Source organism: Candidatus Pelagibacter sp. (assembly GCF_052046145.1).
GTDB lineage: Bacteria > Pseudomonadota > Alphaproteobacteria > Pelagibacterales > Pelagibacteraceae > Pelagibacter.
Genome location: NZ_JBNGZR010000001.1, coordinates 897,705 through 917,265 on the forward strand (window position 1 = coordinate 897,705; position 19,561 = coordinate 917,265).

Below are 19,561 nucleotides of genomic sequence, written 5' to 3' on the forward strand. Positions count from 1 at the left end.
AGTAAAAAGGCCAACTTACTACAAGTTGGCCTTTTTTTTAAGACTATTTATTTGTAAGCAGATAAAACTGCAGCACCTCTGTCTCCAGCTTTTGCTTTCCATTCTTCAGACATTGTTGCTCCAACTTTTTCAAAATGTTTTTTCAAAGCTGAATTAACTTCGCCTACTTCCATTCCAGCATCTGCTAAAGCTTTCTTGTCTCCAGTATTACCTTGTTTAGATAATTCCCAACCCTTTTCTTCAGCAATTGCTGCTTGGTTCATTACTAGATCTTGAGTTGCTTTATCAAGTTTATTCCAAGCTGCTTTATTAGCTATGATCATGTTTTTTGGAAACCATGCTGCTATATCATAAAAATATTTAACACCATTTTCCCAAATCTTACTATTTTTACCAGTTGTAGGAGAAGTAATCATACTTTCCACTGCACCTGTTGAAAAAGCTTGGCTAATTTCAGCTGCTTCAATTTTAGTTGGCGCCATTCCTGTTAACTCCGCAATTCTTATTGTTGCAGAGTTGTATGCTCTAAATTTTAATCCATTTAGATCACCAACTTTTTTAATTTGCTTTTTACTGTAAAGTCCTTGTGCAGGCCATGGCACTGCATAAAGAAATACCAATCCTTTTTCATCGAGACTCTTAACAATATATGGTTTTGAAGCTTCATATAATTTCATAGCATCATCATAAGTAGTTGCTAAGAAAGGTAACGAGTCAATTTCATATAAAGGATCTTCTTTTCCAAGAGCAGACATGAATCTTTCACCAATAGGTGCTTGACCTGTTCTTACAGCTCTGAAAATTTCACCACCTTTAAATAATGAACCACCTGGGTGAGTAACAATTGTAAGTTTTCCACCACTTTTTTCAGTTACATTCTTTGCAAATTCTGTTGCATTAGCAGAATGAAAGTTTCCAGCACCATAAGCTAGTGCCATATCCCATTTTTCAGCTAAAGAAACGTTTGCAAATAATAATACTGAAGTAATTATAGATATAAATAATTTGAATAATTTCATCTATCCTCCTTTTTAAAACTAACATTTAATTATCTCTTAGAGGTTAAATCAATAAAATTATCATTATGGTCTCATTGAAAAATTGTCAGATTATACTATTATAATGTTATCTTGATTGAAGAGCTCATAATTTTAACCAATATAATTTTTATCACAATTATATTAACAGCAGATAATGCAGTAATAGTTGGGTCTATTGCTTCAAATTTTGTTCCAAAAAATAGAAAACAAATAATTCTTTGGGGTGTAATTGGAGCCTTTGTTTTTAAAATTTTTTTTGCAATTTTTGCGACTTTTTTATTTGAATTTTATTTTATAAAAATATTAGGTGGTTTATTGTTAATTTGGATTGTAAATGATTTAAGGAAAGATTTACTAGACATTAAAAAAGTAAAACCCACTACTAAAAAAGGTAAAGAACCTTCATACATCAGTAGCATTGGAAAAGTTTTATTTGCAGATATTATGATTAGTTTTGACAATGTCATTGGCGTAGTAGCAGCAGCAAAAGGATATTTTGGATTTATGATATTTGGACTGATGTTATCAGTTGTTTTAACTGGTGCTTTAGCGACATATATGGCTAATTATATACAAAGACATATTTGGATAGCTTACATTGGATTAGTATTTATCTTAATTGTTGGTCTTCAGTTAGTAATAGGTGGATTAGTTGATCTTGAAATATTAAATATTAATGAAGAATTTAAAAAATACTTTTAATTAAAAAGAATTTTTTTTATTAGGAAATTTAATTTTTCTAACTTCTTTTGAATAATTTGAAACAGATTTAGAAATATAGTTTCTGATATTGGCATATTTTTTTACAAACTTATAATTAATTGGATTTAATCCAATTAAGTCATCAAAGACTAATATTTGACCATCACAATATTTAGAAGCCCCAATCCCTATTGTTGGCACTGTAATATTTTGAGTAATAAGTTTTGCTAAAGAGGTCTCAACACATTCTAAAACAATAGAAAATACTCCAGCTTTTTCTAACAATTGCGAGTCCCTTATAATGTGAACTCTCTCTAGGTTTTTTTTACCTTTAAATTTGAAAGTTTTATCTGACTGAGGAAGTAACCCCAAATGACCCATAACTGGAATTTTATTTTTAACTAAAGTTTTAATTGTTTCATAAATTTTTTTTCCACCTTCTAATTTTACTCCATCACATTTAGTTTTTTTCATTATTTGTTTTGCATTTTTTAAAGCATCTTTAGGAGTTCGATAAGTGTTATGTGGCATATCAACAATCATTAAGCTTTTTTTAATACCCATTCTTACACTTTTAGAATGTTCAATCATAGTATTCAAAGTAACTTCTCTCGTAGATTTATAATTATACAAAACAGAGCCAAGAGAATCTCCAACAAGTATAATATCGCAATAATTATCTAAAATAGATGCAACATTTTTTGAATATGCTGTAAGACTAACTATTTTAGTCTTGTTTTTTTTAGAAATTATTTTTTTAATTTTTCTCATTCACATTGGTAGAAATTACCAAATGCCAGTATTTTCCATTGAAGCCCAAGGTTCTTGAGGATCTAAATATCCATCTTGAAGTAATTCTATTGAAATTTTATCCGGTGATCTAACAAAAGCCATATGACCGTCTCGCGGTGGTCTATTGATAGTATAACCCATGTCCATAAGTTTTTGGCATGTCTCATAAACATTATCTACTCTATAAGCTAGATGACCAAAATTTCTAGATCCCTCACCTAGATCATCACCATCCCAATTATATGTTAATTCAATCTCTGCATTTTTGTCATTTGGTGGGGCGAGAAAAATTAAAGTGTATCTTCCTTTTTCACTATCTTTTCTTCTTGTTTCTTTAAGTCCAAGACCCTCACAAAAAAACTTTAGAGATGCATCAACATCGCTAATTCTAATCATAGTATGTAAATATTTCATATCAATATTTATAGTTAAAAATTACTCTAATTCAATAGTGCTTGGTGGTTTTGATGTAACATCATATACAACTCTATTGATACCTCTAATACTGTTCACTATTTTATTTGATATAGATTGCATAAATGACTTTTTAAATTCATAATAATCTGCTGTCATTCCATCTTCGGAGGTAATAGCTCTTAATAAGCAAAGATATTCATAAGTACGATTATCACCCATTACTCCAACTGTTTTTACAGGCAGCAAAGCTGCATAAGCTTGCCAAATCTTATGATAGAGACCATGATCTTTTAAGGCTTGAATAAAATAATAATCAGCTTCTTTTAAAATTTTAATTTTTTCATTAGTAATTATGCCTGGCATTCGAATAGCTAAACCTGGTCCAGGAAAAGGATGTCTTGAAATAATTTCTTTACTTAATTTAAGCTCTAATCCTAATTTTCTAACCTCGTCTTTAAACAAGAATTTAAGTGGTTCTACTAACTTTAAATTCATTTTTTTTGGTAACCCTCCAACATTATGATGGGATTTTATTTTTGAAGTTTGGCTTCCAGTAACTGATTTACTTTCAATTAAGTCTGGATAGAGAGTTCCTTGAGCTAAAAATTTAACATTTTTAATTTTCTTGGCATATCGCTCAAAAATTTTAATAAATAAATTACCAATTATTTTTCTTTTTTTCTCCGGATCAGAAACATTTTTTAACTTTTTTAAAAATTCCTTTTCAGCATTTACATAGGTTAAATTAATCTTTAAACGTTTTTTGAATGTCTGAACTACTTGTATTTCCTCACTTTTTCTTAAAAGGCCAGTGTTTACAAAAATACAATAAAGTTTTTTACCAATAGCTTTATTCAAAAGCTGAGCAACTACACTACTATCGACACCTCCTGATAATGCACAAATAACTTTGTTATTTCCAACTTGTTTTCTAACATTTTTAATTAGCTGATTTTTTTGATCCCTAGATGACCAATTTTTTTTAATTTTACAAATTAAAAATATAAAATTACTTATTAATTTTTTCCCATTCTCTGTATGAGTTACCTCTGGGTGGAATTGTACCCCATAATATTTTTTTATTTTATTTTCAACAATTGCAAATTTTGAATTCGTGCTTGATGCTATAACTTTAAAATTTTTAGGAAGTTTCGAAACTTGATCAGCATGACTCATCCAAACTTGTTTTGATTTTTTATTTCCAAAAAAATTGGATGTTAAAAGACTGCTATTTTTTTTTAAAACATTAGCTAGACCAAATTCTCTGTATTTTGATTGTTTTACTTTTCCACCATTAAGTTTTGATAAAATTTGATGCCCAAAACATATTCCAAGAACTGGTACATCAAGTTGTAAAATTTTTTTATCAAATGAATATTTATTTATTTGATAAACATTTAATGGACCTCCAGACAATATTATTCCTTTAATACTTTGATTTATATCTTTTAGTTTTATTTTTTTATGACTCACTATTTCTGAAAACACACCTAATTCTCTTACTCTTCTTGCAATTAATTGAGTAAATTGAGAACCAAAATCTATTATTAAGATTTTGTTTAAGTTTTGATCAAGACTCATTATTTTCAGGTTCTATATTTTTTAATGACTCTTGAATATCTTTGTTTTCTTCACATAAATTTTTACAAACTTTTACAAACTTATCTGAAAGATCTTTGACTTTTTCATAATTAGATTTTTCTAAAGCAATTTTCATTAACATTAATAAAGCTTCTTCGTTATCAGGCTCAATTAAAAGTGTCGTTTCTAAATTGTATTCTTCTTTTCTTTGATCTTCTTCTTGTTTGTAAATTTTAGCTAAATATAAATATGACTTTGCATCTTTTGGATTAAAAACTATATTTCTCTCAAATAAAAAACGTGCATCTTCATATTTTTCTTTTTTAAACAGCTCTAAAGCTTCCTTAAAAAAATTTTCTTTACTAAAAGATATGCTGTTAAAAGATGCTGTTAAAAGTATTAATCCTATTAATTTTAAAAATTTGCTCATTAATATTTACTATCGTTTTTTACCACATCTACATTATGAACCATACTTTCATAAAATCCAGCTTTTGTAATTTTCACAAATTGTGGTTTATTTCTTAATTTAATGATTGTTTTTGATCCAAGATAACCCATAGAAGATTTCAATCCACCAATTAATTTATAAATAATACTTCCAACATCTCCTTTATACTTTACAAAACCTTCAACACCTTCAGGTACATATTTTGAGGAGTCTTTTTGTTTTTTTTGAAAGTATCTATCAGCTGACCCTTTATTCATGGCTCCAACAGATCCCATACCTCTAAAACTTTTGAATAGCTGTCCATTTTTTTTAATTAATTTCCCTGGAGTTTCGTTTGAACCTGCAAATAACGAACCGATCATTACAGCATCAGCTCCTGCAGCAAAAGCTTTTGCTAAATCACCAGAATATTTTATTCCACCATCTGAAATTATTTTAACATTTTTATTTTTTAAACCACTTCTTACAGCTAAAATTGCGCTTAATTGAGGAACTCCTATTCCAGCAACCAGTCTTGTTGTACAAATAGAACCTGGCCCTATACCAATTTTAATTATATCTACTCCTAATTTTATTAGGAATTTTGCAGCTTCAGGTGTAGCAATATTTCCCGCACATAAAGCAACTTTGTTATTTTTTATTTTTTTTATATATCTGATTATTTCGGCAACTTTCTTTGTATGACCATGTGCTGTGTCTACTACAATTAAATCTACACCTTCTTTAATTATTTCTTTAGCTCTGATAAATTCATTTGGTGCTGCACCTACAGCTGCTCCAACAATTAGTTTTTGTTTTTTTACTTTTTTTATCTCTGATAATTGTGTTTTTATATCAAGGTTTCTGTGAATTACTCCAATACCGCCGGCCTTAGCTATAGCTATTGCCATTCTGCTCTCTGTAACTGTATCCATTGCAGATGATAAAAGTGGAATTTTAAGTTTCAAATGCTTTGTTAAAGATACACTAGTGTCTGCATCAGAAGGTAATATTTCTGAATACTTTGGAGCTAATGTAACATCATCAAAGGTAAGTGCTTCTTTTATGGGAACCATAATCTTTTATATACGATTCCTTTTAAATTAAAAGTCTCTATCGGATTTTTCTACAAATTATAAAACTTTCTTTTGAATCTTTTCTGCTAGATTTTGGTTTAAAAACCTTAACTTCTTTAAAATATTTTTTTCCCTCTGCGACGATTTCGTTAAATGTTCCTCCCATAAAAATTTTTGAAACAAAATATCCATTTTCTTTCATTAAATCTTTAGCAAAAAACATTGCCTCTTTACACAGTTCTCCAGTTTGTATTGAATCTATATTTTTAATCCCAGTTGTATCTACGGCCATATCAGACATTACGATATCAACTTTGCCGTTTATATTTTTTTTAATTTCTTCTTGAGTTTTTTCCTCAGTAAAATCTCCTTGGATTTGAACACTATTACCTATGGGTTCCATTTTTTTTAAATCTATAGATATCAATTTTCCACTTTTAGCTGCTTTGATAGCATATTGTGACCAGCTTCCTGGAGCTGCACCAATATCAATTACTGATAATCCACCTTTAAAAATTTTAAATTTTTCATCAATTTCAATTAATTTGTAAGCTGATCTAGCACGGTACCCATCCACTTTGGACTGTCTAACATAGATATCTCTACGCTGTTTATTAACCCAGTTCTTAGAGATTTTATTTTTTTTCAATTAATTATTAAATCTTAAACTTTTATTTAAAATTTTACCTGTAAGAGTTTGAATATCTATTTTAATATTCTTGTTTAATCTCATATCTTCGTTATCTTTCCAGAGACCAGCAGCTAAATGCATAATTCCAATTTTATAGTTTGGCAAATAAGGCTCTACCCATGTATCTTTATCCTCATCAAATTTTGGTAAAAGGTTACTAGTTATCCAATTGCAGTTTAAAGGAAGAAATTCAGTTTCGACATTATCAACATAAACAGACATATTCATCGCTAATTGTTCAGAACCAAATATTTCTCCACCTTTAAGTGTTTGCTTTAAGTTTTCCTGCCATGAATTCCAACACGTTGAATTTTTTTCTAAAGAAAAAACACCAATATTGATATGAGGAGCAAAGGCTAACTTTCTAGCTATTTCTAAACTAATATTGGATTTTATTGCGTGTTTAAAATTTTGAGATTTAATAATTGCTAGTTTTCCAAAAACCCAATTTACTCTCGAAGTAATCTTGTAACCTGGTCCAATAGTTTGTGTAATTCCTAATTTGCCATTCTCAGACGCTTTAAAATAAAGCTCAACTGATTGCCAATCATTGACCCAGGCATCACAATCAATCCATAAATATTTTTCATAGCTTGGAAAATATTTGGGTAAAAAAGCTCTAGATACTTGGCTCTTTAACCATTCACGCCCTTTGATTTTACTATCTGGAACTTTTATATCCCATTCTGCTGATTTTATTTCATCTACTTTTGATGATAATTCTGTCTTTTGATCCTGTGATAGACCAGCATCCAAAATACATATTGCAACTTCAGAGCTCTCTTTAAATCTTTTTATAGAGTCTATTAACTCATTTAATAAAGGGAAATAATTTGAATCAGCTAATGATACAATAACATTTTTTTTCATCACAAAATATCTTCAAGATCATCATCTTCATCTTTATAATTCTGATCTTCGTTTTGTTTTTTTAATTTTTGATAATGAAAAAAACTAATTGGAAGCATGCCTAAATATATTATTGCACTTATTGATATAACATTAAATGGATATATTAGAAGTAATCCAAAAAATAAAACTATTCCAAATAAAAGAAAAATAGTTGCTTTTCTTTGAATTACGATTTTTTTAAAAGAATAACTTGGAAATTTACTAATCAGTAATAGTGATGTTACAATAAAAAAAACTGGAACAACAATATTATAATTTATATTTACAAAATCGAAGCTTGTAAGACTAAAAATTAATGGAGTTAGAACTAAGATACCTCCTGCTGGAGATGGAACTCCTTCAAAAAAATTATCTCTCCAAGAAGGTGCTTGACCTGTATTTACGTTAAAACGAGCCAAACGTAATGCAACACAAATTACATATATTAAACATAACAACCATCCAAATCTTCCTAATGTATTTAGTTTCCAGAAATACATAATAAATGCTGGTGCTACTCCAAAACTTATCATATCTGTTAAAGAATCTAACTCTTTACCGACTTTTGATGTCCCTTTAATTAATCTTGCTATTCTTCCATCTAATCCATCAATTATTGCAGCCAATATGATTGCTATTACTGCAAATTCAAATTTTTCATCCAATGCAAATCTGATTGATGACAAACCTATACAAACCCCAATAAGAGTTAGCATGTTAGGTAAAATCACTCTTGCGTTTGTTTTTTTATCTGTAACAATTTTTAAATTGTTTTTTGGCTGTTCCATAAATTAATTTTTAGCCAGCAGTGTTTCTCCTGAAATTGCTATTTGACCAACTTTAACTAGTGGTTCATAATTTTCATAATAAACATCTGCTCTACTACCAAATCTAATCATCCCAATTCTATCACCTTGACTCAATTCTTGGTTTTTATTTGTCTCACAAACTATTCTTCTTGCAACTAATCCTGCGATTTGAACGACTACAATATCATTTCCATTTTTGTCTTTTATTTTATAATAATTTCTCTCATTGTCTTCGCTTGCTTTATCTAAAGATGCATTTAAAAATTTTCCTGGTTTATATAAAATATCTTCAACAATACCTGAGCATGGTGTTCTATTCACATGGCAGTCAAAGACGTTCATAAAAATACTAATTTTTTTAAATTTTTTATTTTCTAGACCAAGTTCTTTTGGTCCATCCACTTCTTCAACTTTTATCACTTCTCCATCTGCAGGACTAACTAGGTAACTATCATCACCTATAATTGTTCTTTCTGGATCTCTAAAAAAATAATAAACCCAAACAGTAAGTAATATTCCTATTAATCCTAAAAAATTATTAATAATCAGAAAAATAATAGTTATGAATACAGCTATTACTATAAACTTGTATCCTTCAGTGTGAATCTTTGGAAATATCTTACTAAACATATTCTTCTATTTGCTAAATTTCGATTAATATGTATATAAAATGATCAAATTCAATTATTAAGATAATTTTTATTTAATGAGCAAAATCAAGGTAAATAACCCGGTAGTAGAGCTGGATGGCGATGAAATGACACGAATTATATGGAAGTTCATCAAAAACAAATTAATCCTTCCATATTTAGATCTTGGCATTGAATACTACGATTTAGGCATGAAAAGCAGAGATAATACTGATGATCAGATTACGGTCGATTCTGCTAATGCTATTAAAAAAATTGGTGTTGGAATTAAGTGTGCAACTATTACCCCTGATGAAGCGAGAGTAGAGGAATTTGATTTAAAAAAAATGTGGAGATCTCCAAACGGAACCATAAGAAATATAATTGGAGGAACAGTATTCAGAGAACCAATTATTTGTAAAAATATTCCAAAACTTGTTCCCTCTTGGACTGATCCAGTAATTATTGGAAGACATGCTTTTGGTGATCAATATAGAGCAACAGATTTTAAAGTTCCTGGAAAAGGAAAAATGGAAGTGAAGTGGACATCTGAAGATGGAAAAGATGAAATTAAATATGAAGTATTTAATTTCACAGGTCCTGGTGTAGCTTTATCAATGTACAATTTAGATAAGTCTATTGAGGACTTTGCAAGATCTTGTTTTAGCTATGGGTTAATAAAAAAATGGCCCGTTTATATGTCTACAAAAAATACGATTCTAAAGCAGTACGATGGAAGGTTTAAAGACATTTTCCAAGAAATTTTTGACAAAGAATACAAAAGTGAATTTGAAAAAAATAATTTGACTTACGAACATAGATTAATTGATGATATGGTTGCATGTGCAATGAAGTGGAGTGGTAAATATATTTGGGCTTGTAAAAATTACGATGGTGATGTTCAATCAGATACTATGGCTCAAGGTTATGGGTCTTTAGGATTAATGACAAGTACATTGTTAACGCCAGATGGAAAAATAATGGAAGCAGAGGCTGCACACGGAACAGTAACTAGACACTATAGAATGCATCAACAAGGAAAAGAAACTTCAACCAATCCTATCGCATCAATTTTTGCGTGGACTAGAGGATTAGCTCACAGAGGTAAGTTAGATAATAATGATGCACTAATTAAATTTGCTCAAACTTTAGAAAAAGTTTGTATTGAATGTGTGGAAAGTGGATCAATGACAAAAGATTTGGCAATTCTTATTGGTCCTGATAGCAAGTATTTAACTACCAATCAGTTTTTAGATGAAATTGACTGTAATTTAAAAAAGAAATTAAATTAAACTCTTAAGCTTTTCAAAAGCTTCTTCAATTTTTGACTGGTCTTGTCCACCAGCTTGGGCAAAGTCTTTTCTTCCACCACCGCCTTTACCACCAATTATTTCAGATCCAACTTTAACAAATTGAACTGCATCAAATTTGCTTGTTAATTTATCTGTTACTCCAACAGCTAATCCAACCTTGTCATCTTTATTTGCAAATACAACCACAATACCTTCGCCTAAATCTTTTTTACCTTTATCTACAAGTTTTCTTAATTCTTTTGGAGGCAATCCATCTATTTTTTGAAGTCTTAACTTAATTCCATTAATTTCTTCGTCTTTAATAATATTTTTAGATTTATCCTCTAAAATTGTATTTACTGAGATTGCCTCTAATTGTTTAGTTAAATTTTTAATTAAAGTCTTTTGATCAGCTTCTTCTAAACTTGGCTTTCCGCCAAGTTTTATAATTTGCTGACTTAAATCTTTAATAGTTTCCTCATCTTTTTCTGCAGATAGGTTTGATAATTTTTCTTTATTTTTTAAATATTCCTCTAATTGCTTATCTCTCAAAGCCTCAATTCTTCTAACCCCCGCAGCAATTGAAGACTGGCTGACAATCTTAAATTTACCAATATCACCAGTGTTTTTTACATGTGTTCCACCACATAATTCAGTTGAAAAATACTTTCCATTCTCGTCTCCCATTGAAAGAACCCTTACTTCATCTCCGTATTTTTCCCCAAATAATGCTAAAGCACCATTTTCAACTGCCTCATCGGGTGTCATTAATCTAGTTTTTACATCAGATTTTTTAGAGACCATTGTATTTACAAACTCTTCTATTTTATCGATTTCCTCATTCAAAATTGGCTTCATGTGACTGAAATCAAATCTTAATCTACTTGGCTCTACCAAAGATCCTTTTTGAGTTACATGAGTACCAAGAACCCTTCGTAAAGACTCGTGCAACAAATGGGTTGCTGAATGATAAGCGCGCGTATTATCTCTTCTTTCAATATCAATTTTTAATTCCACACTTTCCTGTAATTTTATAGATCCACTCTTTACCTTTCCATAATGGACAAATAAATCTCCAAGTTTTTTTTGAACATCGGTGACTTCAAATTTAAAATCATTCGATACTATTTCACCAGTATCACCTACTTGTCCTCCAGATTCGCCATAGAAAGGAGTTTGATTTACTATAATCATTCCTTCATCATTTTCTTTTAACTGATCTACCTCTTTGTTGTCTTTTAAAAGAGATAACACGACACCTTCTGCTTGATTAGTTTCGTATCCTAAAAATTCAGTTGGCTCAATTTTATCTTTTATGCCAAACCAGATATCTTCAACTGCTGCATCACCAGAACCTTTCCAATTTTTCTTAGCAAGCTCTCTGCTTTCCTTCATCAAAGAATTAAACTTTTCTGTATCAATTGACATTGATTTATTTCTTAAAATATCTTCGGTAAGATCTAATGGGAAACCATAGGTATCATATAATTTAAAAGCTACTTCACCTGGCAACACTTTATCTATTTTAGATATTTCATCATTTAAAATTTTTATTCCTCTATCTAAAAGAACTAAGAATTTTTCTTCTTCCATTTTTAAAGTTTCTTTAATTAAAGACTCAGCTCTAACTAATTCTGGATAGTTTCCTGACATTTCATTTTTAAGAGTGTCAAACAAATTATAAAAAACTGGTTCTTTAGATCCAAGTAAATGAGAATGTCTCATACCTCTTCTCATAATTCTTCTAAGAACATACCCTCTTCCTTCATTTGAAGGTAAAACTCCTTCAGCTATTAAAAACGAACTTGCTCTTAAGTGGTCAGCAATAACTCTGAAACTTGCTAAATTAGATTTATCAGATTTAACTTTTGTAATTTCAGATGCAGAACCAATTATTTTTTTAAAATGATCTGTTTCATAGTTGTCATGTGAACCTTGCAATAAAGCTGCAATTCTCTCTAATCCCATTCCAGTATCAACTGACGGTTTTGGAAGATTTATTCTTTTGTCTTTTGTAACTTGTTCAAACTGCATAAAGACCAAATTCCAAATTTCTATAAATCTATCGCCATCCTCATCTTTTGAACCAGGTAAACCTCCTGGTAAATGATCTCCGTGATCAAAAAAGATTTCTGAGCAAGGGCCGCATGGACCTGTCTCACCCATTGACCAAAAATTATCAGATGTTGCTATCCTTATAATCCTATCATCGCTAAAACCCGCTATTTTCTTCCAAAAATTGAAGGCTTCATCATCCTCGTGAAATACTGTTACGTAAAGCCTGTTTTTATCTATTCCAAAATCTTTTGTAATTAAGTCCCAAGCATAATGAATTGCTTGCTCTTTAAAATAATCACCGAAAGAAAAGTTTCCTAACATCTCAAAAAAAGTATGGTGTCTTGGTGTGTAACCAACATTTTCTAAATCGTTATGCTTACCACCTGCCCTTACACATTTTTGTGATGTTGTGGCTCTTACGTAATCTCTTTTTTCTAACCCTGTGAAAACATTCTTAAACTGAACCATTCCAGAGTTGGCAAACATCAATGTAGGATCATTGTTTGGAACCAAATTGCTAGATTCTACTATCTTGTGATCGTTCTTTTCAAAATACTTTAAGAAAGTATTTCTTATTTCATTGAGTGTTTTGTCTGCCATATTTTTAAAATACAGCTTTTTTATTCTATGTCTAGATATCGAAAGGAAAAAAGGCGCTTAATTTAAGCGCCTTTTATTAATAAAGATGACCTATTAATTCTTTTTAGTTGGAGGAGTAGCTTCTGCTTTATCAGCCTCTTCTTTTTCAGCTACTTTCTTTTCTTTTTCCAATTTTTCAGGATCGATTGGATTTCCTTCTATTTTCTTAGAAATCACGCCTGCTTTTTCTCTAATTGCCATTTCAATTTCTGCAGCAACTTTAGGATTTTGAGCTAGATAAGTCTTAGCATTCTCTCTACCTTGACCAATCTTCTCACCTTTGTAAGCATACCATGCACCTGATTTTTCAATTATATCTGCTTTAGAACCAAGATCGACTAATTCACCCATCTTGCTAATTCCTCTTCCATACATCAAGTCAAATTCAACAACTTTAAATGGTGGTGCTACTTTATTCTTAACTACTTTAACTCTTGTAGAGTTACCAATAATTTCATCTTTATCTTTGATGGCACCAATTCTTCTAATATCCATTCTTACAGATGAGTAAAACTTAAGTGCATTACCACCCGATGTTGTTTCTGGACTTCCAAACATAACTCCAATTTTCATTCTGATTTGGTTGATGAAAATCATCATTGTATTTGTGTTTGAAATTGAACCAGTTAATTTTCTTAATGCCTGACTCATTAATCTTGATTGAAGACCAACGTGATGATCTCCCATCTCACCTTCGATTTCAGCTTTTGGAGTTAAAGCTGCAACAGAGTCGATAACAATTACTGAAATAGAGCCTGATTTTACTAGTGTATCAGCGATTTCTAGTGCTTGTTCACCAGTATCCGGTTGTGAAATTAAAAGTTCTTCTGTATTTACTCCTAATTTTTTTGCATAAACTGGATCTAATGCATGCTCTGCATCAACAAATGCACAAATTCCTCCAGCTTTTTGAGCTTCAGCAACAACTTGTAATGCTAATGTTGTTTTTCCAGATGACTCTGGTCCGTAAACTTCAATAATTCTTCCTTTTGGTAATCCACCTATGCCTAAAGCTAAATCAAGACTTAAAGAACCTGTTGAAACAGACTCGATATCCATCGCTCTTTTTTCACCAAGCTTCATTACAGAACCTTTTCCAAAATTATCTGTAATTTGAGCTATCGCAGCGTCTAACGCTTTGTTCTTTTCTTTAACATCCATTTCTTGATCTTTAGTAGATTTAACTACTTTTAGGTTATTTTTCGTCATTTTTTGCCTCTTTTTTTAAATTTTTTAACACTCGAATCATGGAATAAATGTACACATTTTGTTCTCATTAGCAATATATTTATTTTTTGCTGCTAAAAATCAAATAATTACTTAAGTTTTAGATATTGGCTGTTGAGTAAACCCACGGCTTTGAGCAGATTATATTGAGCCATTAGATAATTTTTCTCAGAACTTGCTAAAGAAATTTGAGCCGAGAGCAATAAAGCATTTGATTGAATAACATCAAGAGTTGTTCTCGATCCTCTTTCGTACTCTGCTGCAATTCCTTCATTAGCTATTTCAGCTGCACTTACTTGAACTTTAACTGAATTTAAAAAACTTTCTGAAGACTCTAGGCTAGACCATGCACTTGCTACATTTGTTTCATTTGTTCTTACAGCATCATCTAACAATAGTCTTTTTCTAGTAGTTAAATTTGAATTTTTAGAAATAGTTGATCTTTTTTTTCCACCTGAATAAAAAGGCCAATTAACTGTTGCCTTTAATACATCTTTTTCTCTTTCATCATATGTAGAACTTAGATCATCAGTGTAAGATCTTTCTAAAGATAAAGTCGCAGATGGTTTCAAGTCTGACTCTGAAATTGCTAATTCTTTTTCAGCTTTATCTAAATCAAATTTTGCTATTTGAATATCTGGATTATTTTGTTTTGAAATACTAATTGCCTCGTTTAAAGATTTTGGAATACTAACTATTGCTGTTGAATTTTTCTGTAATTGGTTTGGGTCACTGATTTTACCAATTATATTCTCATAATTTAGTTTACTAATTAATAAATCACTTTTAGATTTTGCAAATTGCGCTTGAGCTCCTGCAAGTGATGACTCTGATTGCGCTAAATCAGTATTAGTAATTTGACCTCTGTCTCTTCTTATTTGATCATTTTCAACTTGTCTGATTAAGAGATTTAAATTTTTTGCATTAATATCCAGAGTTTCTCTAGCTAAAATTAAATTTGTAAATGCATCAATTGCTTTATGTAAAATATCTTGTTCTTTTTTAATTAATTTAGCTTTTGCTAAATCTAAAGAAGTAATATTTTTTTCAAGAGTTAAGTCTCTACCAAAATCCAATAATGTTTGTTCTAATTTTATTGAAGTAGTGAATGGGTCTACATCAGTTATACTTGCATCACCTCCACTTCGATTAGTAAGTTTATTTGTGTCTTCAATACTTTTTGTTCCACTTAATGTTAATGCAGGTTTATAGTCTGCCTTTGCAATATTTACATCCTCTTCTGATGCTTTAATATTTTCTCTTTCAGCATTTAGTTGAATATTATTTTTATATGTCTGATTTAACGCATCAAGAAGGGTAACCGCAAATGCGTTACTAAAATAGAGTATCGATGCGATAATTATGATAAATATTTTTTTCATTTCGATTTATATACAGCAGTTTTAATTTGATGGTTACTGTTTAAATTTAAAATTATAGAGGCGTATTTAGGCATGTTTTTAAACATGTTTTGAGTTATTCTTTGATAAGTTTGCATAAAATTTATTACGTCCCCTTTACTCATTATTTTATGACCACCTTTTTTCTTTGTTTTTAACCATAGTTTATGTTCCTGCTTTAATCTCCACTTTTGGAGTAAACTAAAGTTTTTTGCTTTTAAGTAAATCATACAATTTAACTGAGAATATAGCTTTTTATATTTAGTTTTTAATTGTTGATTAACATATTTTCTCCAAACCAGTTTATGATCATTGGCCTTTTCCATAGAGTTTATAGATTTTTTCAATGTCTTGTTAGTTTCTGCTCTTGCCCCAACACACCATCCTTCAAAAATAATTACATCTGGTCTTTTATTAATCGTGTTCCATTTTTTTTTAGGAAATCTGTCATCAATTGCCTTATTAAAATTTGGTAACTTCATATTTTTAAATTTTCTTGCTTTAGATTTTTTAAAGAAATCTAGCATCATAGTGATATCATGAGTTCCAGGAACTCCCCTAGTAAGCAACATAGGGTGTACTTTTTTTGATAAAGCTATTCTTTCTTTTCTAGTTTTGTAAAAATCATCAATAGAAATCTTGAATACTTTTAATTTAAAATACTTTTCTAATATTATCTTAATTATGGAGCTAATAGTTGTTTTGCCTGTTCCTTGACCTCCAGCTAATCCAACAAAATAAGGTTTTTTGTTATCTGCTTTTTTTGCAATCCAAAAGGATATTGGGATTAAATAGTTTTTGATCATTCCCTGTTTATTACCAAACTTTTCAGTTGAGGTTTCTTGTGATTTAATAAATTTAAAACAATCTTTTTTAACTTTCTTAAAACACTCTTCAGATAATTTCATTAGACTTTTATTTTTCTTGATCCATCGGATGGTTTAAACCATCGAAGTTTGCTACTTCTTTTAAATCTTCTACATTAACTTCATCTACACAACCTAAGTTAAAACCAGTCATAGCAGGTGCACTTCTTGGATTGTGATGAGTGTAAATTCCACATTCAGTACAAAAGTAATGGTTAGCAACTTTAGTATGGTACTGATAAAGTTTTAATTTGTCTTGTCCTTTAGTAACTTTAAAATCTTCGTTTTTAACCATTCCCATTGTTGCATTTTTTCTTTTACAAATAGAACAGTTGCATCTTACAATTTTTGCTAATTCATTAACTGTAGCATTTATTTCTGCTTCTACGGCTCCACAATGACAATTCAATTTCATATAAGTCCTCTTTTATTTTAAATTACTTTTTGCTGCAATCTTATTTCCATCTAAATCACGAATATAAGCATAATAATTTCCATCTTTTCTCACACCTGGACCTCCTTCATCAACTGCACCCTTAGAAATTGCAATTTCATAAAATTTTTTAACCGCTTCTTTAGAGTCTGCTAATAAAGTAATTTGTGTTCCATTGCCAAAAGTTGCTGGTTCACCATTTACTGGGTTTGTAACGTAAAAAATTACTTTTTCTGGTTCACCTAAATGAGAATAACCAATATATTTTTCAGTCTTTAAAGTTTTTTTTAATTTTAATGGTTCAAGTATAACATCATAAAACTCACTAGACTTTTCATAGTCATTAGACCCCACCATTACAAAATCTAAAATATTCATAATTTATATTTATTTACTATTCTCCCCATTTTCCATGAAACTCGTAAACTACCGCAGGTTTATCGCCTACTACCCAACCATCATGACCTGGTTCAATTGAATATGCATCACCAGCTTTATAAGTTAATTCAGTTCCATCATCATGTTTGGCACAAACTGCCCCTGAAACAATTACGCCAAGATGCTTTGCTTTGCAGCTATCTGTGCCAACTGTTGGCTTAATGTCTTGTGACCATTTCCAACCTGGTTGTAAAACTAATCTCATAACTCTTTGATCTCCTACTTTCACAATATCTATTTTGGCATTTTTAAAATTCGTGTTACTTTCATCTGGATTGTCAAAAGTTTTGACTTCAATTGAACTCATTATTTTTCTCCTTTTATAATTAAATTAGAATTTAAAACTATCCTTGGTTGGATTTATCCACAAGCATACAAAATGTAGTTTGGATGTTCACCTTTTGATTCACTTTTGATTCAATTACGGACTCAAAATACAACCTCTTGAGTGTATTGTATAAATGGTCTATAAATTAGAACAAAACAAGAACATGAAACTAACAATCCCTTATTATCTGCATAAAGCAGGCGCTGGTTTTCCTTCTCCTGCTACTGATTACATTGAAGAAGATATTGATCTGAACATGCATTTAATAAAAAATGTTCCAGCAACTTTTATCATCAGAGTTCAAGGTAAATCCATGGTCGATGTTGGAATTAATGATGGTGACTTGTTAGTGGTTGATAAAAGTTTAAAACCAAAAAATTTTTCAACAGTGATTGCGAATGTTCATGACGAACTTGTAGTTAAAACTTTAGTTCAAGAACGAGATAAAAAATTTTTAACTTCTGGATCTAAAGAATTTTCTGACAGAATTTTAATTAACGAAGAACAAGATATTTTTATTTGGGGAGTTGTTACTTATGTCATCCATTCAACGTACTAAAAAAATAGCATTAATTGACTGTAATTCTTTTTACGTTTCTTGTGAAAGATTATTTAATCCAAAAATAAGAAGGAAGCCTGTTGTCGTTTTATCTAATAACGATGGCTGTATTATTTCAAGATCAAATGAAGCAAAAGCTTTAGGAATTAAAATGGGTGAACCTTATTTTAAAGCAAAAGATATTATTCTTAAAAACAAAGTTGAAGTTTTCTCATCTAATTATTCTTTATATGGAGATTTATCGAGAAGAGTAATGCGAACACTTAAAAGGTTTAATTCAGAAATAGAAGTTTATTCCATTGATGAAGCCTTTTTAGATTTATCAAACTTTCCTGATAGCGAAGTAGAAAAAGTTGGGAAAGAAATTAGAGAAACAGTTTTACAATGGACAGGTATTCCAACCAGTATTGGAATAGCTAATACAAAAACTTTAAGCAAAGTTGCAAATCATATTGCAAAGAAAAAACAATCTGGAGTGACAAGTTTAATTGGGATAGAAAATTTAGATCCTATTTTAGAAAAAGTTGAAATTAATGATGTCTGGGGTGTCGGAAGACAATTAACTAAGTTTTATCAAAAGCATGGAATTTATAATGCTAAACAACTTAAGAATAAATCTAACACCTGGATCAAGAAATCTTCTAATGTTCTAAGTTCAAGAACTGCAATGGAGCTTAGAGGAGTTTCTTGCATAGGTTTGGAGACAACTGCAACAAAAAGAAAGAGCTGTGTGGTTTCAAGATCATTTGGAAAAAGAATTGAAACTTTCCAAGAATTAAAAGAAGCAGTTGCTAACTATTGTTTAAACGCATCTGAAAAAATTAGATCGGAATCTTTAGTTGCAAAAGCAATTACAGTATTTGTTAGAACTAGTCCCTTTCAAAGGAATTTTGGATACTATTCAAATGCGAAGACAGTTGATTTTCCAATTGCAACAAACAATAGTATTGAAACAGTTAAGACAGCAGTTTCAATACTTGAAAGTATTTTTAAAAATGGTTACCGTTATCAAAAAGCAGGTGTAATGCTAACGGGTTTATCTAATGCAAGTGACAAAACAAATTTATTTACATCTGAAAAAGATGAAAAAATTAATAGCTTGATGCGTTCAATTGATAACACTAATCATCGATACGGAAGATCTACATTGAGTGTTGCAAGTGCTGGGGTTCATAAGAAGTGGAATATGCGAAGACAGTATTCTTCTAAAATTGATACAGCTGATTTCTATTGTCTACCAACAATTAGAGCATAATAAAAAAC

General features: G+C 30.2%; 21 protein-coding genes. 4 read left to right on the forward strand and 17 right to left on the reverse strand.

Going from position 1 to position 19,561, the window contains the following annotated elements:
* Positions 1-47: 47 nt before the first annotated feature.
* Positions 48-1,019: a TRAP transporter substrate-binding protein gene (locus ACTT88_RS04855; RefSeq protein ID WP_145597144.1), complete on the reverse strand. Its 972-nt coding sequence runs from the start codon at positions 1,017-1,019 to the stop codon at positions 48-50.
* A 111-nt stretch (positions 1,020-1,130) separates the two neighbouring features.
* Between ACTT88_RS04855 and ACTT88_RS04860 the strand changes: the two genes are divergently transcribed.
* Entirely contained in the window at positions 1,131-1,742 is a 612-nt protein-coding gene (locus tag ACTT88_RS04860) for a TerC family protein (protein WP_440908192.1), read from the forward strand.
* Here the strand turns inward: ACTT88_RS04860 and panB are convergent, their stop codons facing one another.
* From panB to ACTT88_RS04905, 9 genes are read right to left on the reverse strand one after another with little or no spacing between them, the layout of a single operon-like run.
* On the reverse strand, positions 1,743-2,513 hold the full coding sequence (panB, locus tag ACTT88_RS04865; RefSeq protein ID WP_440908193.1) for a 3-methyl-2-oxobutanoate hydroxymethyltransferase: 771 nt from the start codon (positions 2,511-2,513) through the stop codon (positions 1,743-1,745).
* 15 nt (positions 2,514-2,528) lie between these two features.
* The gene (locus ACTT88_RS04870) at positions 2,529-2,948 is read right to left on the reverse strand and encodes a VOC family protein (protein ID WP_440908194.1); all 420 of its coding nucleotides are present in this window, start codon (positions 2,946-2,948) and stop codon (positions 2,529-2,531) included.
* Positions 2,949-2,969: 21 nt separating this feature from the next.
* Positions 2,970-4,532: a glutamine-hydrolyzing GMP synthase gene (gene guaA / locus ACTT88_RS04875; protein WP_440908195.1), complete on the reverse strand. Its 1,563-nt coding sequence runs from the start codon at positions 4,530-4,532 to the stop codon at positions 2,970-2,972.
* Positions 4,522-4,962 (reverse strand): tetratricopeptide repeat protein, encoded by a 441-nt coding sequence (locus ACTT88_RS04880; RefSeq protein WP_440908196.1) that lies wholly within the window; start codon positions 4,960-4,962, stop codon positions 4,522-4,524. Before ACTT88_RS04880 ends, guaA begins: the two co-directional genes overlap by 11 nt.
* Positions 4,962-6,038 (reverse strand): IMP dehydrogenase, encoded by a 1,077-nt coding sequence (gene guaB, locus ACTT88_RS04885; protein ID WP_440908197.1) that lies wholly within the window; start codon positions 6,036-6,038, stop codon positions 4,962-4,964. Before guaB ends, ACTT88_RS04880 begins: the two co-directional genes overlap by 1 nt.
* A 37-nt stretch (positions 6,039-6,075) precedes the next feature.
* A complete protein-coding gene (locus tag ACTT88_RS04890; RefSeq protein ID WP_440908198.1) occupies positions 6,076-6,687 on the reverse strand; it encodes an RlmE family RNA methyltransferase in 612 nt (203 codons plus the stop codon).
* Positions 6,688-7,599, reverse strand: a complete 912-nt coding sequence (locus ACTT88_RS04895; RefSeq protein ID WP_440908199.1) for a glycosyltransferase — start codon at positions 7,597-7,599, stop codon at positions 6,688-6,690. It abuts the gene before it with no gap.
* Positions 7,599-8,408: a CDP-diacylglycerol--serine O-phosphatidyltransferase gene (gene pssA / locus ACTT88_RS04900; RefSeq protein WP_440908200.1), complete on the reverse strand. Its 810-nt coding sequence runs from the start codon at positions 8,406-8,408 to the stop codon at positions 7,599-7,601. Before pssA ends, ACTT88_RS04895 begins: the two co-directional genes overlap by 1 nt.
* 3 nt (positions 8,409-8,411) lie before the next feature.
* On the reverse strand, positions 8,412-9,059 hold the full coding sequence (locus ACTT88_RS04905; RefSeq protein WP_440908201.1) for a phosphatidylserine decarboxylase: 648 nt from the start codon (positions 9,057-9,059) through the stop codon (positions 8,412-8,414).
* Positions 9,060-9,135: 76 nt separating this feature from the next.
* Between ACTT88_RS04905 and ACTT88_RS04910 the strand changes: the two genes are divergently transcribed.
* Positions 9,136-10,350, forward strand: a complete 1,215-nt coding sequence (locus tag ACTT88_RS04910; RefSeq protein WP_440908202.1) for an NADP-dependent isocitrate dehydrogenase — start codon at positions 9,136-9,138, stop codon at positions 10,348-10,350.
* Here ACTT88_RS04910 and alaS read toward each other — a convergent pair.
* The 7 genes from alaS to ACTT88_RS04945 form a co-directional block, all read right to left on the reverse strand.
* Positions 10,342-13,008 carry an alanine--tRNA ligase gene (gene alaS / locus ACTT88_RS04915; RefSeq protein ID WP_440908203.1) on the reverse strand — a complete coding sequence of 889 codons (2,667 nt, stop codon included), beginning with the start codon at positions 13,006-13,008 and terminating at the stop codon, positions 10,342-10,344. The two genes, ACTT88_RS04910 and alaS, sit on opposite strands and share 9 nt — an antisense overlap.
* Before the next feature lie 93 nt (positions 13,009-13,101).
* Complete coding sequence (gene recA / locus ACTT88_RS04920) at positions 13,102-14,256, reverse strand: recombinase RecA (RefSeq protein WP_440908204.1); 1,155 nt, start codon at positions 14,254-14,256, stop codon at positions 13,102-13,104.
* A gap of 107 nt (positions 14,257-14,363) precedes the next feature.
* On the reverse strand, positions 14,364-15,656 hold the full coding sequence (locus ACTT88_RS04925; protein ID WP_440908205.1) for a TolC family outer membrane protein: 1,293 nt from the start codon (positions 15,654-15,656) through the stop codon (positions 14,364-14,366).
* Positions 15,653-16,582 carry a uridine kinase gene (locus ACTT88_RS04930; protein ID WP_440908206.1) on the reverse strand — a complete coding sequence of 310 codons (930 nt, stop codon included), beginning with the start codon at positions 16,580-16,582 and terminating at the stop codon, positions 15,653-15,655. Before ACTT88_RS04930 ends, ACTT88_RS04925 begins: the two co-directional genes overlap by 4 nt.
* Before the next feature lie 7 nt (positions 16,583-16,589).
* Positions 16,590-16,955, reverse strand: a complete 366-nt coding sequence (locus ACTT88_RS04935) for a GFA family protein (RefSeq protein WP_440908207.1) — start codon at positions 16,953-16,955, stop codon at positions 16,590-16,592.
* Between the two features lie 12 nt (positions 16,956-16,967).
* Positions 16,968-17,351: a VOC family protein gene (locus ACTT88_RS04940; RefSeq protein WP_440908208.1), complete on the reverse strand. Its 384-nt coding sequence runs from the start codon at positions 17,349-17,351 to the stop codon at positions 16,968-16,970.
* A 16-nt stretch (positions 17,352-17,367) separates the two neighbouring features.
* Entirely contained in the window at positions 17,368-17,718 is a 351-nt protein-coding gene (locus tag ACTT88_RS04945; protein ID WP_075522948.1) for a cupin domain-containing protein, read from the reverse strand.
* A gap of 184 nt (positions 17,719-17,902) precedes the next feature.
* On the opposite strand from ACTT88_RS04945, the gene ACTT88_RS04950 reads away from it, so the two are divergent.
* On the forward strand, positions 17,903-18,298 hold the full coding sequence (locus tag ACTT88_RS04950; RefSeq protein ID WP_440908209.1) for a LexA family protein: 396 nt from the start codon (positions 17,903-17,905) through the stop codon (positions 18,296-18,298).
* Positions 18,276-19,553: a Y-family DNA polymerase gene (locus tag ACTT88_RS04955; RefSeq protein WP_440908210.1), complete on the forward strand. Its 1,278-nt coding sequence runs from the start codon at positions 18,276-18,278 to the stop codon at positions 19,551-19,553. Before ACTT88_RS04950 ends, ACTT88_RS04955 begins: the two co-directional genes overlap by 23 nt.
* Positions 19,554-19,561 lie beyond the last annotated feature (8 nt).